This window comes from Paenibacillus sp. MY03, assembly GCF_002165585.1.
Classification (GTDB): Bacteria; Bacillota; Bacilli; order Paenibacillales; family Paenibacillaceae; genus Pristimantibacillus; species Pristimantibacillus agaridevorans.
Genome location: NZ_MXQD01000063.1, coordinates 25,416 through 43,506, shown reverse-complemented (window position 1 = coordinate 43,506; position 18,091 = coordinate 25,416). Strand labels below are relative to the sequence as shown.

Genomic DNA, 18,091 nt, shown 5'->3' with positions numbered 1-18,091 from the left:
AGATAAGGGGGACAATATCGGCATGCAGTTCCTATCGGCAGCATCCGCATGGTTCGCAGTTGCTTTGCCTATTATCGCGCTTATGTACATCCTCAAAAAAAAATATACCGATACCGTCGTACCCAGCCATATGTTATGGAACCGCCTGCTTCGAGAGCAGGAAGCCAACCGGCCTTGGCAGAAGCTGCGGAGCAGGTGGCTGCTGCTCCTGCAGCTGCTTGCCGCGCTTATTGCAGTGCTTGCGCTAATGCAGCCCGTGAGATGGGGGGCGGCCTCCCCGGATGGACATGCCGTGTTGTTTATCGACCGTTCGGGCAGCATGAGCGCAAGTAGGGGCGACGAAGGACCCGAGAGTTTGACCAGACTGGAGCACGGACTCCGGCAAGCCGAGGCTTGGCTGGCGGAGCAGCCGTCCGGGAGACCGATCTCGCTTGTCGTCTCTGGCGCGGAGCCTGAGGTTCTGGCGTCTCGCGAGAGCGACCATCGACGGTTGGCCGAGATTCTGGACGGCATCGTTCCGTTCTACGGCAGATCCGACAACTCGGCTGCGTTATCCTTTGCAGATTCGCTTCATGGCGGGGAGGGTGGTCAGACGATCGTACTGACGGATGGGGAATGGATCGACGCAAAGGAAGCTTCGGAGCTGCTGCTGAACGCGCAAACGGAGCGATGGCACGCTGGACCCTCAGAGGCGGCAGACTCGCCGTTTGAGAATGGCTCAATTCTAAGCTTTGGCCTGCGCGAATCCGGAAGCTCTCCGGGGCATCAAATTGCGACCGTTACAGTGCGCAATGATAGCGAGCATTCTCGAATCTATAACGTGACAATAAGGGCATTCGTGCTGGATGAGGGCGAAGTTTACCGTACGGGAGTGGACATGGAGACGGATGCTCTGAGCTGGCAAAGCGAGGAGACGGACGTCTTGCCTCCGGCCGATTACTATACCGCGGAGCTTCGAGGCGAGCCGGACTTCATTACGGCGGATAACATGGCATTCCAATTTCCGCAAGGTACTCAGACAGGCAAAGCGCTGCTTGTCACTAGCGGCAACATGTTCCTGGAGAAAGCACTTGCTCTGGCTGGCGTTCAGATTGTAAAAAGCAGTCCCGATCAACCTCCTCCGACAGGGGAGATCGCCCGCGACCTGGACTGGGTTCTAGTAGATGGGCAGCTAGAACAGCTGAAGGAATCGGCAGGTTGGGCGGAGTGGCTTGGCGGCATGCCGGTATGGAATATGGATCATCCGGTAGCGGATGGCACTGGCACGGTTGTACCGACAAGTACGGAAGCGAAGGCCTTGGAGCATCCCGTTACGGCATACATTACGTTGCAGGACACGCATATCGGGCGTTTGTACGAGGTTGGCGGTCAAGACGCGGCATGGGGAAATCCTGTTCTTACGTACGGGGGATATCCCGCAATTATTGCCGGAACGGAGCAGGGACGTCCTCGCCTTCGATTTACCTTTAACCTGCAGGACACGGATCTGCCGCTTAGGCCGGAGTTTCCCATTCTTATCGTGCAAGCCGCGGAGTGGATGAACGGCAGTTCACTGCCCCAGCTGGGATCCGGTCTTGCCGGGTCTTCTATGTCTGTCGCGCTGCAAGCGGAGACGGAGACCGCCCGTTGGGCGAAGCTGGACGGTCCTGCGCTCATTTCGCGCGAACAAGAGACCGGCAGCTTTACCATGGAGGTGGAACGGAACGATAGTCAAATACGCGTTCCCGATGTGCCGGGTCTCTATCGTCTGGAAGAACGCGATGCGACAGGCCAACTGATCGCCTCCCGCTTACTGGCCGTTTCGCCGGATATGGAGGAGCTGAAGGCCGTTCGTTCTTCTTCTTCTGGCGAACAGCTTGCGTTTCACTCCGTGCAGCAAGATGATGAAGACAATCAAACCGTTAATGCCGGACAAAAGCAAAACAACGGCATGCAGCAATCCTTGATCCATTGGGCAGCCGTCTTGCTGCTGGGCTTGATTATGCTGGAGTGGGAGGTGTACCGCCGTGGGCATATCGGTTGAGCATGCGTTAGCTCTATGGCTGCTTGTGCCATGGGCAGCTTATGTCATTTGGATGTGCCGGACGGCAAGCCGACTTTCGGGCGCGCGCAAAGTCGCGGCGATATCGATTCGTTCCATCATCCTGCTGCTTATCGTACTTCTGCTTGCGCAAGTGCAGCCCTATCGCACGCAAGAGCAACGCAACGTGGTGTTCGTAGCGGATCGTTCGGCCAGCATGAATGAAGATCCGCGTATGGGCCAATGGATCGCGGAGGCTTGGCGCGACAAGGACAAAAGCGATGCAGGAGGCATCGTATCGTTTGGACTGTCCGCTGTCGTGGATCGCGGGTTAACCTCGGAAGCGTTGGCCGAAGAAGGTAACTACCGGTTCCGGACGGGGCTGTCGGACGGTTATACGGACCTGGCCAAAGGTCTTCAGCTTGCCGCCGCGATGCTTCGCGAACAAGGGGGAGGACGACTTGTCGTTCTGTCGGACGGCTCGGAGAACAGCGGCGATGCCATTCGCGCAGCCAGAATGCTGAAGGACGCCGGTATCGCCGTAGACGTGGTGCCGATCGTTTCATCGCTGAAGCGCGATGCCGCATTGGAACAGCTCAAGGTGCCGTCCTCATTGAAGCAAGGCGAAACCTTCGGTTTCGAGATTACAATCAAGAGCACCTTCTCCGGGGAAGCCGAGCTACGGATTTACCAGAACGATCAACAGCTAAGCATCAGCGACTTACAACTGGAGGTTGGCGATAACAGCTTTATTTTGCAAAGTACGGCGCTTGAACCCGGCTTCCACAGATTCCGCGCCGAAATCCACGTCGATGGAGACGAGCAGGCGGCAAACAACAGCGGTTATGCTTTTAGCCGCGTCAATGGTCCTCCCAAAGTGCTCATCGTCGAAGGAGATCCGGGATCATCCGTCAATCTGGAGGGAGCGCTTGCTTCTTCTTTGATCGGCTTTGACACGATTGAGCCTGAGCAGTTGTCCCAGGAGCTGGCGGAATACGCGGCATATGACAGCATTATTTTAAATAATGTCCCTGCAACCCGCATTGCGGAGAAACCTATGGAGTGGCTGGGCTCCGCGGTTTCCGATTACGGAGTCGGCCTCATGATGCTTGGCGGCGAGCAGTCCTACGGGCTTGGCGGTTACTTCAAAACCGCTATCGAAGATGCGCTTCCCGTCCGTATGGATCTTGAGGGGAGGAAAAAGATTCCTTCGCTTGGTCTTGTCCTTGTGATCGACCGTTCGGGAAGCATGTCGGACGGCAAGCTGGAGCTTGCCAAGGAAGCTGCCATTCGCACCGTGGAGCTGATGAGGGACGAGGATACGGTAGGCGTCGTCGCCTTCGACTCCGCGCCTTGGTGGGTCGTCGAGCCGACTAAGCTGTCGAACCGGGAAGACGTCATCGAGAACATTCAGGGCATTCAGCCTGAAGGCGGCACGGAAATCTATACGGCCCTGGAATCGGGTTATCAAGGGTTGCTTGAGTTGGAAGCGGAACGGAAGCATATGATTCTTCTGACGGACGGACAGTCCGGAAGCTCGGGGAATTACTCCGTCATCACGGATGCCATGAACGATCATCTGATGACGCTGTCGACTGTGGCGGTTGGAGACGGCGCGGATCAGGCGCTCCTCCAGCGTCTGGCGAATGATGCGAAGGGCCGGTATTATTTTACGCGGGATCAAAGTACGCTACCTGCCATTTTCAGCCGCGAAACGGTCCTGATGACCAGAACGTATGTGGTAGACGGCGAGTTCGTCCCGGCAATCGGCAGCAGCGGAGAATGGGCGTCGTTATGGAAGGAAGGCGTACCGCCCTTACAGGCGTATATCGCGACAACCTCCAAGGAGCTTGCCGAGGTGGCGCTTTGGTCGCCGGAGGGAGATCCCGTGCTGGCCAGATGGCAATACGGCTCCGGACGGACCGTTGCATGGACAAGCGACGTTACTGGCAAGTGGTCACCGCAATGGATGCAGTGGGAGTCGTTTCCGAAGCTGTTCGCAGAATGGGTGAAGTGGACGTTCCCGCAATTCGACAGCAGGCCTTACCGGGTATCGGCCGAAATGACGGGCGGAGCCGGGCTGTTAAAGGTAGAAAGCAGCAGCGATGCGGGCGCAGGCGGCAGCACGAAGCTTGGTGCGACAATCGAAGGATTGGCTAAGGACGGTTCCGCGAAACCGACGGAGCTGATGCCCGTTGCGCCTGGGCAATACGAGGCGTCCATCGGAAGTTTGCAGCCTGGCGCCTATCTCGCAAAAGTGGGGGAAGTGTCGAAGGAAGGCAAATTCGTATCGGAAGGCGGACAGACGGCGGGTCTCGTCATCCCTTATTCGCCGGAGTATCGCATACAGGATGACAAAGGCGGAGAGACGCTTGCGCGGATAGCATCCCTTACAGGCGGGCGAGAGCTGGGACTGGAGGATGCGCTATTAGCCTTCCGCGGCGATAAGACGGTTCGAAGGGAAGCGTACGACTGGACGCGGGAGATGCTGATTACGATTTTATTATTATGGCTCTTGGACATCGCCGTGCGCCGATTATCGATTCCATGGAGGTTGCTGGTTGGCCAGGCGATAGCTCGGCTTCAAGTGCGAAGCAAGGTCGTGGGGCGAGCGGACGGCGGAGTCGCTCCGGCAACAGCAACCGCCCTTCAGCAGTTGAAACGAAAGGCGGCAGCCAGCTCCCGATTTTATGGAGCGGATGATAGCGGGAAGGCTGCTGGCGTGGAACTTACGAGGAAACAGTTGGAAGGGCAAGCCAAAGTCCCAACCGGAATGGGGCAATCGACCGAACCGAAGTCACCCTCGCAAAGCGCATCGGTTCTGGATCGTTCCGGCACTCGGCCGACGGCGCCTCCCGTTCCATCGCCTAGCTCTCGTGGCTCCGCGCCTAAGCCGGATGCGCAGCTAAAACGTTCGCAACAAGAACATTCGCAGCAAGGAGCTTCGCCGAACAAGCCGCAGCCTCCCGCATCTCAGTCGGCGAATCCGAATTCTTCCCGGCAGCAAGAGAGTACCGGAACGATGAACCGGCTGCTCGCTGCCAAAAACAGATCCAATAATCGAGGCGGAAAGTAACCCTGTCGAGCTGGATTGGACAGAGACGGCCCAGCCGCGTTACAATGCTAGGAAAGCTTAATTTCCACGGTGAAAGGTGATGGAACGATGTACCGCGAAATGACGACTGACGAACTGCAGGAGCAGTTGAACCAAGGCGTAACTTTAAATCTGATCGATGTCCGCGAGCCGGACGAATGGGAAGAGGGACATATCAGCTCGGCCCGAAGCATTCCGCTTTCTCAATTCCAAGCGCGCGCACACGAAGTGCATGACGTGGAGGGCGAAGTTGTCTTTATTTGCCGCAGCGGCGGACGCAGCGGACGCGTATGCGAATTTTTGACACTCCAGGGCTTTGACGTCGTTAATGTCGCTGGCGGCATGCTGGCGTGGCAAGGCGAAATTGTCGAAGGGAAGTAGCAGCTGTTTTAATGATGGGCAACATCCGGTATAAAAAAACGGTATCTCTGGGACTTGAACTATGTCCTTGAGATACCTTTTTTTATTGATGTGGCTTTGTGAATGTAAATGTGGATGCATCAAACAAGTCAATAAAATGCAAACGCTCTCTAAAGGAAGGGACTATCATAAGTAATACGAACGAACAAGAAACAATAAGATTTGCAAAGACGCTGCCATACTCCCCCGGTAAACTAAGAGTAACAAAGGCGGGAAGAGGGGACGGGCGAAAAATTAGATATTAAAAGAAAGCTTTGCAAGCTTTGCGGACAAGCTGAGGGGAGGCGCTTTTAGAACTATGGGAAACGTGGTGTTTCAACATGTATACAAACATTACAAGGGTGAGCCCAATCCCGCGGTAAACGATTTTCATCTCGAAGTGGCGGATGGGGAGTTTCTCGTTATGGTTGGCCCGTCTGGCTGCGGCAAGTCTACAACACTGCGAATGCTTGCCGGACTCGAGGATGTGTCTAAAGGGAATATTTACATCGACGGCAAATTTACGAACTATGTTTCGCCAAAGGATCGGGATATTGCGATGGTGTTTCAAAATTATGCGCTATATCCGAACTTGTCGGTCTATGAAAATATGGCACTAGGCCTGCAACTGCGCAAGGTGGCTAAGCATGAGGTGGAGCTGCGCGTCAGCCGGGCGGCCAAAATGCTTGAAATCTCACACCTATTAACGAAGCGGCCCGCCCAACTGTCCGGAGGGCAGAAGCAGCGGGTAGCATTGGGACGAGCATTAGTGCGCGAGCCAAAAGCATTCCTGATGGATGAGCCACTCTCGAACCTCGATGCCAAGCTTCGGGCGCAGACGCGTGCGGAAATTATTAAAATTCACAGTCAATTACAGACCACTTTCGTCTATGTGACGCATGATCAGACAGAAGCGATGACAATGGGCACACGGATCGTGGTCATGCGCGATGGCAGAATTCAGCAGGTGGCCGCTCCGCAGATTCTCTATGATGAACCGTCAAATAAATTTGTAGCGAGTTTTATTGGATCACCTCAAATGAATTTCATTGACGGGATAATTGCCTCACATGAGGATGGTTTTTATTTTGAAAATAGACGTTTGAGGCTGCCTTTGCCGAAGGCATATGCACGGCACTTGCAAGGAATGAGTCAAGGGCTGCCGAACAGCAGGCGGCAGGTTGTGCTCGGGCTGCGCCCGGAGCATGTGCTATGTGACGCTGATGCCTTGCAAGCCGAGCCGTATGGCGAGTGGCAGGTTCAAGTAACCGTTGCAATGAAAGAGCCCATGGGTTCTGATACTTATATACATACCGATCTGGGGGGGACTGCCATCGTATCGAGGGCGGATGCCCATATACCCGTGCGCATAGGGGATACGATCAAGTTGGTGCTGCGAATGGATAAAGTGCATCTATTTGAGCGGGAGAGCGGAGAATCGCTTTTGCTCGGGGGAGCTTCCGTATGAGGAGGGAATACTCGATGCGGAAAATAATCAGCTGGTGCTTTATCCTGTTTCTAATCCTTATGCTGTGGATATCAAAAGGTCATTTTAAGGAAGAACAGTTGTTTCCCGAGTATCAAGCCAGCTCGATCTATTTGGGATCTGTTCTTGCGGAGCCATCCGATCCTAAAGCGCAACCGTTACCGGTGTATGCGCATTGGCTGCGCGGCAATCAGGCTGAGGAGATGAAGCCTGGGGAAATTATGATCCAAGCGGTGGACTATTCAGCAATCTCGCATGACAGCCAGATCCAAGCACGCAACGATGAGCAAAAGGGAAACGTGATCGACTGGACGAGTTCTGAAGGCTGGATTGAGTGGACGGTGGAGGCTCCGCAGGAGGGATTGTATGCGCTTACGGTTGAATATTTTCCACTAAAGGGCAGCTATGCGAGTATCGCACGCGGCATCCAGATTAACGAGCGTTATCCGTATCAGGAAGCGGAGCGAATCATACTCGAGAGGCTTTGGAAGGACGGCCAATATCCGTATGAGCGCAACGGGCTCGGCAACGAAATTCGTCCGGTGCAGACCGAAATAACCAAATGGAGCACGTTGCAGGTCGTAGATTATGCGGTGTCGTCCGAGCCGCTTTTGTGGCCGCTCAAGAAGGGAAAAAACACGATTCGGATGACAGGGGGACGTGAGCCAGTAGCGCTGGCTTCTTTAATTTTTGCCGCTCCCCAACGGATTCCGTCGTATGCCGACTATGTAGCAGCTAACTCTACCCCAGCCGAATTACCAGGCAGCAGCTGGTATACGGTTATCGAGGCTGAGCAGTACGCTGCCAAATCTGCGATAGGGATTCAGACACAAAGCCTGGCGGAGCCTTATATTTCACCCGATCCCAAAGGAAGGCTTGTTTATAATACGATTGGCGGAGAACGCTGGCAGCAGGCCGGGGACTGGATTGAGTGGGCATTTACCGTACCTTCAAGCGGTTGGTATGTAATTGACATGAAGTATTTGCAGGCCTATAACGGCAAGGCAGCTGTATATCGCACTGTGCTGCTGGACGGGAAGGTGCCATTCCGCGAGCTGCTGCATTATGCCTTGCCGGCTCAAACGGATATGACGATCAAGCCATTCATGGATGACTTGGGACAACCTTACCTTTTCTGGCTGGAAGAAGGAGATCATCAGCTCAGGCTTATCGCCGATAGCGCTTTGATTGCCCCTGCTGTGCAGTCCTTGCGGGACGCATTGACGGATCTAAGCGTTGTGGAGCGGGATATTCGTCTGATTTCCGGCAATTACGGCAGCGGGAGCGGCTCAAATCTGGATACAGGAAGGAACTGGCAGTTAAAGACGTATGATCCGCACATCGAGACCAAGCTATCCGACGTTATCGAACGACTTCGGACGGTTCGGGATTATGCCAATGGCCTGAATCAGCATGTGACCGATCCGACTACGGCCATTTCTGCGGCCATGAACAGCCTCGAAGAGCTGCTTGAGAATGTCAATGATATTCCGAATCAAATCAAGGTATTTGCGGATATTCAATCGAGCATCAATACATGGCTTAAGCCGATGGAAAGCCAGGCGCTTCTGCTGGACTTTCTGGTCGTACGCGAGCGAGAAGCTGAGCCGGAGCTGGAGCTGCCGGGTCTCTGGGACAGAATCAGCTACGGTACGCATAATTTTGTGCGCACCTTTTTTCAACAATATGATTTAAAGGATTTGAATGAGGACGAAGCGCTTACCATTTGGGTGCAACGGGGGCGGGATTATGTCGATTTGCTGCAAAAAATGATTGAGGCTGATTTCACTCCTCGTACTGGCATACAGGTCAACGTGAATCTGATGCCAAGCACCAATGTGCTTATGCTGGGTAATGCTGCCGGAGATCAACCGGATATTGCGTTGGGCATAGGAATGGAAACACCGGTTGACTATGCGATGCGCGGAGCAGCAGCGGACTTATCCGTGCAGCCGGGTTTCGAGCAAATTGTGCAGCGGTTTAGTCCAGGTGTGATGCGTTCCTACTCGTATGACGGGGGCATTTATGGCTTGCCGGAAACTCAATCTTTTGCCGTGATGTTTTATCGGACCGATGTCTTTGAACGGCTTGGCCTTCATCCGCCGGATACTTGGGATGAGATGCTGGACCTAATGCCAACGCTGCAGGAGAACGGCATGGAGCTTTATTACCCTGCGAAAGAATTTATTATGCCCTTCTATCAGGAGGGGGTTGAGTTTTATACCGAAGATGGGATGCGGACGAATATCGATAGCGAGGCGGCACAGACTGCATTTCGGAGATGGACGGACTTGTTCAGCATCTACAACGTGCCGAAGGAGGTTCCGGCCTTTTTTAACCATTTCCGTTTCGGTGATATGCCCATCGGCATTGCCGATTACAATACGTATATCCAACTTAGTGTAGCGGCACCGGAAATTAGCGGCAAGTGGAAAATGGCGCCGCTGCCGGGGCGGTTAAAGGAGGATGGAACGGTTGTTCGCTGGTCAGCTCAGAGCACGACAGCCGCAATGGTGATGGAGAAAAGCGAGCGAAAGGATGAGGCGTGGAAGTTCCTTGATTGGTGGACCTCGCGGGACACCCAAGCCAGCTATGCTAATGATATAGAATCGTTCGCGGGGATTGAATACCGTTGGAATTCGGCCAATCTGGAGGCTTTGCAGGATGTGCCATGGCCCGAGGAGGATATGCGGGTGCTTACCGAGCAGGCAAGCTGGGGGCGAAATATGCCATACGTGCCGGGTTATTACTTTCTGGGAAGGGAAATGGATTTTGCCTGGAATAACACAGTGCTGAGCGGCATGCCGCCCAATGAAGCGCTTCGCAAGGCAGCGATATCGCTGCAGCGGGAAATGACGCGCAAGCAGAAGGAGTTTGGCTTTGGACCGGATACGAATCTGAATATAACGCGCAGTGAAGAAAAATTTAGCAAAAGCTTGAAAGAAGGAGGCGCTGCGAATGAACAATAAAAGTCTGACTCTTCCAGCTAAGGGATCGCATTCCTCGCCTGGGGGAGCCCGCTTCGTTCGGCGGTTCCGCCGATTCTTAAGGGAATGCTGGGATAGCCGGCTGTCCTATTTGTTTTTGGCGCCGTTTCTTATCGCTTTTTGCGGTTTTATTTTAATTCCAGTGCTCATGGCCCTGTTGCTCAGCGTTACCTCGTTTAATGGTTTTTCGTTTCCGACATTTATCGGCGTCCATAATTTTATCGCCCTGCTGACGCAAGACATTGTATTTATGAAGCACACGCTGCCCAATACGTTCAAATTTGCACTAATCGTAGGGCCAGGGGGCTACGCGCTGTCTTTTGTTTTTGCCTGGCTCATTCATCAGTTGCCCCGGAATATTCGCGACTACTTTACACTAGCTCTGTATGCGCCTTCGATGGCAGGGGGAGTAGCGCTGTCCGTTATTTGGATCGCTACCTTCAGCGGAGATCGTGTAGGCTATTTGAACAATATCCTGCTTAAACTTGGGCTGATAGAGACATCGCAGCTGTGGCTGCAGGATCCGAAATATTTGATGAACATTATGATTATCGTGACGTTATGGACAAGTATGGGCGTAGGTTTTCTCGCTATGCTGGGCGGGTTGCAGACCGTAAATACGGAGCTGTACGAGGCTGGGCGAATTGACGGAATCAAGAATGTACTGCAAGAAGCGTACTACATTACAATACCGTCAATGAAACCTCAGATGCTGTTTAGTGCGGTGATGGCCATAGTAGGAACTCTTAAGGCAGGCGCTATCTCGACCCAGTTGACAGGCCTAGCCATTACGCCGAGCTATTCTGGCCATTTGATGACGAATCATATCGATGATTATGCATTTTTACGTTATGAATGGGGTTATGCCTCGGCAGTTTCGGTAGTTCTATTAGTTATCTCGTATCTGGTTATGCGGTTTTGCTATCGATTATTTGCTGCAAAGGAGGGGGAATAGTCGATGACCCAATTGCCGCCTCCAAAGCTTTCACAGTTGTCCAGGACTTTGGAGCTCTTCAGGAGCTTCCAGAAACCTTTATTCTTAAGGCTCTCCAAGCTCAAACGGGTTTCCATATCTAAATCCCTGCTTATTGTTTGTTTTATCGGCCTGGCATTCTTTATGCTGCTGCCCATTATTTTTTTGTTCAACAATGCCTTTAAACCGATGAATGAGCTATTCTTGTTCCCGCCTACGATTTGGGTGAAGGAGCCGACGATGCGTAATTTCGAGCAGCTATTTTTGCATGCGGGAGCAGCTGTCGTGCCATTTACCCGTTATTTATTCAACAGCGTCATTGTCGTTTTTCTTTCGCTTGTTGTTGTCATTCTGGTCAGCACGATGGCGGGATATGTACTCTCCAAGCACCGATTTCACTTCAAAGGCCTCATCTTATCGATGATTATGCTGTCGCTTATGTTTGCGCCCGAGACGGTAGCGATCCCCCGATATCTGATCGTAAGCAGCCTCGGTATTACAAATACGTACCTGGCTCATATATTGCCGTTTATTGCTTCGCCGGTAGCGGTTTTTCTGATGAAGCAATTTATTGATCAGATTCCGGATGCGCTAATAGAAGCAGCAAAACTCGATGGAGCGAATGATTTGTATATTTTTACGCGTATTATGATTCCGCTTGCGGCCCCTGCGGTAGCAACAATATCGATTATAACGTTCCAAGCGGTTTACCTGGATATAGAAGGCTCAACACTGTACACGACGAAGGAAACGATGAAGACGATCGGCTTTTATGTGTCGAGCCTGACGATCAATCTTCAGAACAGCGTGGCCGGTCAAAGTATGGCGGCAGCGGCGGCGCTGTTGATGTTTATTCCAAACCTCATCATGTTTCTCCTGTTTCAGCGCAAAATGATTCAGACGATGCTGCATTCGGGGGTGAAATAAATGAAAGGACGAATTCCATTGAAGCTGCTAGTTGCTTGCTTTGCAGGGCTGCAGCTTGCTATGGCGACATTAATTCCGCCGAAGGCTTCGGCCAGCCTGCCTTATTCAACCTGGTTTATGGATCAGGAGACAAATCGGGCGATCAGGATTCAACCGATTTATGTACCCGGACAAGTAATCGGTTACACGGATATCGATGTGCCCTTATCGGAGCCAAGCGATCTATATATCACCGCCGATGATCTGGTTTATGTCGCAGATACCGGGAACAACCGTATAGTGGTGTTCGATCAGCAGGGGCGCTACCTCCGTTCGATTGGTGAGGAGGGAAGTGAAAGCGAGGGCAGCCTGAATGCGCCGGAAGGTGTATTTGTTACCGGAGATGGTATGATCTACGTGGCCGATACGGGCAATAAACGGGTGGTCGTATACGAAGCGGAGGGGCAATTTGTTCGCGCCTTCAATAAGCCGCAATCGTCTCTGCTGCCTGAAGGATACTTCTATGTGCCAACCAAGCTGGTTGTGGATCATAGGGGCGTCATGTACATCGTGAATAAAGATTCCTATCAGGGGCTGCTGAGGATGAACGGGGAAGGACAGTTCACAGGCTTCTTTGGCGTTAATAAAACCCAAATTGATTGGCTGACACGGTTGAAGCGGTCGATTCTTAATCAGCATCAGCTCGATCAAGAAGTGGCCAAACGTCCCGGGGCGATTTCTAATGTGACGTATTCTACCGATCGCTTTCTACTAACGACCAGCTTCGGCGTTGACAAAGGCCAAATTAAAAAGCTGAATGCCGGCGGTGTGGATGCTTTTTTAAATAAATCCTTTTACGAAAGCAAGCTGGTGGATACCGCTATTGATTCGGATCGTTTTTTGTATAGCATGAACAGCGAGTCGGGAGAAATATCAGTCTATGATCCTTATGGCCAAGTGCTTCTGTACTTCGGGGCTTCGGATAAATTGGCACATCAGCATGGCATTGTCAATTATCCGACAAGTCTGGGGGTGAACAGCAAGAAGGAGCTTTGGGTTGCCGACAGCAGTTTGAATGTCTTGCAAGTTTTTAAGCGGACTGCTTTCGGAGATAGCTTTCTGACAGCGGTGAAGCTGTATACGGAAGGCAGCTACGAGCAAAGCAAACCCTATTGGGAGGAAGTGGTGGAGCAGAATGGCATGATGAATCTGCCCTACAAAGGTTTTGGGGAAATCGCCTTGCATGAGAAGCGGTATAAGGAAGCAATGGACCACTTTCGGGATTCATTCGACGCTGCAGGCTACTCCGAAGCTTTCTGGAACATCCGCAATAACTGGATACAAAACAACTTATTTTTTGCTGTAGTACTACTAGCTATATTCGCTCTACTTTTACGTTATTTTTTCAAACGTATCAGGAGGTTTGTCAAGGGGCGGGCGCGGCCGGCCTTTGCCATTCAGTATGGAAGGGAAGCCAGGGATGCATGGTACATGCTGCTTCATCCGTATGAGGGCTTCTACCGTCTGAAAGAGCGCACCATATCATGGGCTATGATTTTGACGATCGTGCTGCTTGCAATAGCCGTCCGCTTGCTTTCTATCTTCAAAATGGGGTTTATCTTTCATCCCTATGATTTGAGCAAGGTGAACTTGCTGCTGGAGGTTTGTCTGCTGCTCGTGCCATGGACAACTTGGATTATAGCCAATTATCTCGTCAGTGCCGTGAAAGGCGGCGAAGGACGGTTTCGAGAGGTGCTACAGGCAAGCGTCTACGCCTTGGTGCCTTATATCGTACTAATGCTGCCAGCTATCATTCTATCGAACATCGTAGTACTGGAAGAGCGAATTCTGGTCGATGCGATCACTCAGGTCATGTGGATATGGATCGCGATCCAATTTTTTATTATGAATCAGGTCATTCATAACTTTGATTTCCTCGAATCGCTGAAAATTGCAATTATTACTTTGCTTACTATTGCAATCATCTGGATATTCACTGTTATTTTATCGGGCCTGAGTTTTAACCTGTTTGACTTTTTGAAGCAAATTTACCGGGAGGTGACGTTCTATGGCTGATCCGAATGTTAATCGGTATGTTGAAAACGTGCATCGTCCACAGAAATGGTTGCAGCTATGGCCACGGAAGCCTAGGCAGCGATTATTTGTCGTACTGCTTCTACTGGCCGCTACTTTGGCGGGCGTAATCGCCTGGGGGAATCGGGATACTTTGCCAAGGCTGCGGGAGATGGGCATCTCTGAGCGTATGGAACACTTTATTCCGCTGGCACAGGGCGAAGCCTGGCTGCCGAAGCAGCTTAATGAGAATGGCTTTGCGACCGTTACTGAAAATTCTAGTTTTACGCTATTCTTTGCGCCTGACACAACCCAGATTGCTGTGCTGGATAAAACCAGCGGTTTTCTGTGGCGCAGCAATCCCTCCAAGGATCAACTAGCCGCAGAAACGGTTAAGGGCATGATTCTTTCGAATCTGGAATCGCCCTTTGTACTGGAATATGTGAGCGCGGGCAAGACGCAACGAAATATGACGAACGCCTTGGAGGAGAATGTGGACAAAACAGCGATTCTGACGGAGCAGGGGGTTGAGATTACCTATCACTATCCCAAACTCTTTTTAACGCTTGCCATACGTTATGAGCTAACGGAACATGGACTGGAGGTGACCGTACCGACGCAGGGAATTCAAGAAAATGGCGACAATTATTTGTTCTCCTTGCAGCTGCTGCCTTATTTCGGGGCGGTCTCGGGCACAGAAGAGGAAGGGTACCTGTTTGTTCCGGACGGTCCGGGCGGACTTGTCTACTATAACGGCATTCGACCTCCTTCCGGCAACCGCTATGATTATATGATTTATGACGATGACCCGGCCAATCTACAGGAGAAGAAGGTTCCGCAGGAGGCGATTGCTTACCCCGTATTCGGCATCAAGCGCGGGGATCAGGCTTATGCGGCTATTGTCAAAGACGGCAAATATACGACGCGTATTACTGCAATGCCTGCCAGCGTTCAGACCAGCTACCACTCCATCGGGGCGAAGTTTGCTTATCGAGAGGAGTATTGGCGCAAGGTCAGCATGATGGCCCAGCCGGTCAATTCCGTGCAGAAGGAGCGTATCCGCCAAGATCGGGTTATTGAATACCGGCTGCTATCCGGGGAGAAGGCCGATTATAGCGGGATGGCGGCTGCCTATCGTGATTATTTGCTTCAGACGCATCAGCTGCCTAATGAAGTGACAACCTTTAAGCATATTCCGCTTCAATTAGGTCTTGTGGGCGGAGGTACAAAGGATGTGTTCGGCGGCAGAAGCTATGTACCGACGACAACCTTCGTGCAGGCCGAGCAGATGATAGATGAGCTAGTATCCGAGGGAGTCGCCAATATGACTATTGTCTATGAAGGTTGGCAGGCGGGCGGCACCGGGGAAACGGATCGGCGCTTTCCTGTACAGCAAAAGCTGGGAGGAGCAAAGGGCTTGCGGCAATTTACGGCTAGCATGCAGCAGCGGGGATTTCCAGTTCTGCTGAAAGATTCTCTCGCTTCAATGAAAATCGACGCGACACAGCTTTCCATGAAAACGGAAGGCATCCGCAGCATCGATACCACGGTATTTCAGACGCGCGGAGGCACTTTCCTGCTGAAACCTGAAACAGCTGTCCGAACAGCCAAGGATACGATTGATAAGCTGGAGAAGCTGGGGGTGAACGGACTTCTATTTGATGGAGCGGGCAGTGCTGTTTTCCGCGACTATGCCGATGGTGGAGTCCAACGGGAGGACACGGCTCATCTGTACAAGTCGCTGTTGGCATATACGCAAGAGCGGCTCGGTTTATCCTCCACTGGGCGCGGCAACGATTATAGTTTGGTTGCGAGCGATTTGCTCACCAATTTCCCACTGGAATCGAGCTACGATTATTTCGTGGATGAGACAGTTCCTTTTTATCCGATGGCGGTACACGGTTATGTCCTGTATTCCGGTAAAGAAGGCAATCTCCGCAACGAGTACGACAAAGAGATGCTTAAAGCGATCGAATATGGAGCGATTCCATTCTTCCGGTTAACGTATACTCGCAGCCGCGAGCTTAAAGGAACGCATTATGAACATGTGTACAGTAGTGAGTACGGGGTTTGGAAGAAGAGGGTCATCGAGGAGTATAAGAAGTTCGATCAGTTGGCGCCACTGCTCCATCTTCAGATGGTGAAACATGTCAAGCAGGCAGAGGGCGTCTATACGATGACCTATGATGATGGGACTCGGGTGACTGTCGATTATAACAGCAGCACATTCAAGGTGGAGAAAGGAGGGGCTTACCGTGAGTAGGCAAAAGGGATATTGGAGCTTCCGCTTGAAAGATTACGGTACCGGATACCTGTTTATGCTGCCATGGGCGATCGGTTTTTCGGCGTTTGTTGGCTTTCCGGTGGGCTGGTCATTATTCAACAGCTTTAATAACGTTCGTTTAACCAATGACGGCTTTAAATATGAATGGGTTGGGCTCGAAAATTTCCGGCGTGTGCTAACGGAGGATAACATCTATCCGATCCAACTTCTTACCTATTTTCAAGAAATGTTGCTAATCATACCGCTTATCCTCATATTCTCATTTTTTGTATCACTGCTGCTGAATCAGAGACTTCCCGGCAGGTCGCTGATCCGGGCCATCTTTTTCCTTCCGGTTATTTTCGCCACGGGACAGGTATTGATGGAATTGTTCGGTCAAGGGGCAGGTAAGCTGCCGTTTATTGCACAGTATAATCTTGACGGGGTGATCCGGGAATTCGTGGGGCCGAGAATCGCCGAGCCGTTGCTGAATGTGCTTAGCAAGGCAGTTATTATTTTATGGTATTCGGGCGTGCAGATTCTAATCTTTATTGCGGGCTATCAAACCATCTCCCGTTCCGTATACGAAGCCATCCGCATTGACGGCGCAACGCCGTGGGAAAGCTTCTGGAAAATAACACTTCCGGGGATGATACCATTTATTGGGCTTAATGCCATATTCACAGTCGTGGATTTATTCACCTTTCCTTTCAATCCGGTGATGTATACGGTAAGAGATAATATGTTTCGCCCTCAAACGGGATACGGTTACGCAAGCGCGCAGGCTTGGATGTATTTCCTACTCATTCTATTTCTGCTGGGTGCGGTGCTCTGGATAACATACCGTTCGGTAATAAAGCGGGGAGGCTTCCGATGAGAATTACAGAGGGCTATTACCAGGTTAAAATGAATATCAGGCAGTATATGCAAAGCCGGCAGGCGGGGCGAGTGAAAAAAGTGCTCCTAGGACAAAATCTGAATGACGGTTGGCTGGCAAAAGTACTCATCTATTTTTTGCTGGCTGTCATTGCATTTTTATATTTACAGCCACTATTTTATATGATGTCTACTATGGTTAAATCGGTGAGTGATCTGATTGATCCGGTCGTCCAATGGATTCCGCGCAAGCTCCATGGCCAAAATCTGGCCGATGCGTGGCGAGGACTTCACTACCCTGAGGCGTTCACGAACACGCTTGTTATCGCTCTGTCGTGCTCGCTATTGCAAGTTATATCTTGTGCAATCACGGGCTACGCGTTGGCGAGGCTACGATTCCCGGGGAAGACGGCGGCTTTTATTTTGATTATCATCACATTTATGGTTCCGCCGCAAATTACGATCATCCCGATGTACACGATTTTCGGTAAGCTCGGCTGGCTGAACACCCCGCTGGTATTCATTATTCCGGCTATGTTTGCCCAGGGGCTGCGAGGAGCGTTATTCATCATTATATTTCGCCAGTTTTTCCTGACCCAGCCGAAAGCGTTGGAGGAGGCTGCCAAAATGGATGGGGCGAGCGCATATCGTCTGTTTTTTCGCATTATGCTGCCGCTGGCTCGCCCGGCCATCATTGTCGTTTTTCTGTTTTCATTTATCTGGTACTGGAATATGTATTATGAACCTTCGATGTTTCTTAATAAGGAGTTTTTACCTTTGTCGTTAAGGCTTAACCTGATGCAGCAGGAGCTTATGGGCAACAGCGCGATTAACTTCAATGCAGGCGTAGGGAAAGATCCGATTTCGGAAGGACCGAAGATGGCCGCGGCCTTTCTCATTATTTTGCCTCCCCTTATTATCTATACATTTACACAACGCTGGTTTTCCGAGGGAATTGAGCGTACCGGGCTTGTAGAGTAAAAAACGATTACCACGCTAGCATCCTGAGGAATA

Annotated in this window: 11 protein-coding genes; all 11 read left to right on the top strand. The window is 51.6% G+C overall.

Annotation, left to right across the window (positions count from 1 at the left end):
- Positions 1-22 precede the first annotated feature (22 nt).
- Positions 23-2,023 carry a vWA domain-containing protein gene (locus B1748_RS32480; protein WP_179215937.1) on the top strand — a complete coding sequence of 667 codons (2,001 nt, stop codon included), beginning with the start codon at positions 23-25 and terminating at the stop codon, positions 2,021-2,023.
- Positions 2,007-5,096, top strand: coding sequence for a VWA domain-containing protein (locus B1748_RS32475; protein ID WP_087572122.1), 3,090 nt, complete (start codon positions 2,007-2,009; stop codon positions 5,094-5,096). The genes B1748_RS32480 and B1748_RS32475 overlap by 17 nt, the downstream gene beginning before the upstream one ends.
- An 87-nt stretch (positions 5,097-5,183) precedes the next feature.
- Complete coding sequence (locus tag B1748_RS32470; RefSeq protein WP_087572121.1) at positions 5,184-5,495, top strand: rhodanese-like domain-containing protein; 312 nt, start codon at positions 5,184-5,186, stop codon at positions 5,493-5,495.
- 337 nt (positions 5,496-5,832) lie between these two features.
- Positions 5,833-6,981 (top strand): ABC transporter ATP-binding protein, encoded by a 1,149-nt coding sequence (locus tag B1748_RS32465; protein ID WP_087572120.1) that lies wholly within the window; start codon positions 5,833-5,835, stop codon positions 6,979-6,981.
- 14 nt (positions 6,982-6,995) lie between these two features.
- Positions 6,996-9,968: an extracellular solute-binding protein gene (locus tag B1748_RS32460; protein ID WP_179215936.1), complete on the top strand. Its 2,973-nt coding sequence runs from the start codon at positions 6,996-6,998 to the stop codon at positions 9,966-9,968.
- Complete coding sequence (locus tag B1748_RS32455; RefSeq protein ID WP_087572118.1) at positions 9,958-10,941, top strand: carbohydrate ABC transporter permease; 984 nt, start codon at positions 9,958-9,960, stop codon at positions 10,939-10,941. Before B1748_RS32460 ends, B1748_RS32455 begins: the two co-directional genes overlap by 11 nt.
- A gap of 3 nt (positions 10,942-10,944) precedes the next feature.
- Positions 10,945-11,886: a carbohydrate ABC transporter permease gene (locus B1748_RS32450; protein WP_087572117.1), complete on the top strand. Its 942-nt coding sequence runs from the start codon at positions 10,945-10,947 to the stop codon at positions 11,884-11,886.
- Positions 11,887-13,941 carry a YIP1 family protein gene (locus B1748_RS32445; protein WP_087572116.1) on the top strand — a complete coding sequence of 685 codons (2,055 nt, stop codon included), beginning with the start codon at positions 11,887-11,889 and terminating at the stop codon, positions 13,939-13,941.
- Positions 13,934-16,201 carry a DUF5696 domain-containing protein gene (locus tag B1748_RS32440; protein WP_087572115.1) on the top strand — a complete coding sequence of 756 codons (2,268 nt, stop codon included), beginning with the start codon at positions 13,934-13,936 and terminating at the stop codon, positions 16,199-16,201. Before B1748_RS32445 ends, B1748_RS32440 begins: the two co-directional genes overlap by 8 nt.
- Complete coding sequence (locus B1748_RS32435) at positions 16,194-17,078, top strand: carbohydrate ABC transporter permease (RefSeq protein ID WP_087572114.1); 885 nt, start codon at positions 16,194-16,196, stop codon at positions 17,076-17,078. The genes B1748_RS32440 and B1748_RS32435 overlap by 8 nt, the downstream gene beginning before the upstream one ends.
- Positions 17,075-18,058: a carbohydrate ABC transporter permease gene (locus tag B1748_RS32430; protein WP_087572113.1), complete on the top strand. Its 984-nt coding sequence runs from the start codon at positions 17,075-17,077 to the stop codon at positions 18,056-18,058. The genes B1748_RS32435 and B1748_RS32430 overlap by 4 nt, the downstream gene beginning before the upstream one ends.
- The last annotated feature ends 33 nt before the right edge of the window (positions 18,059-18,091 follow it).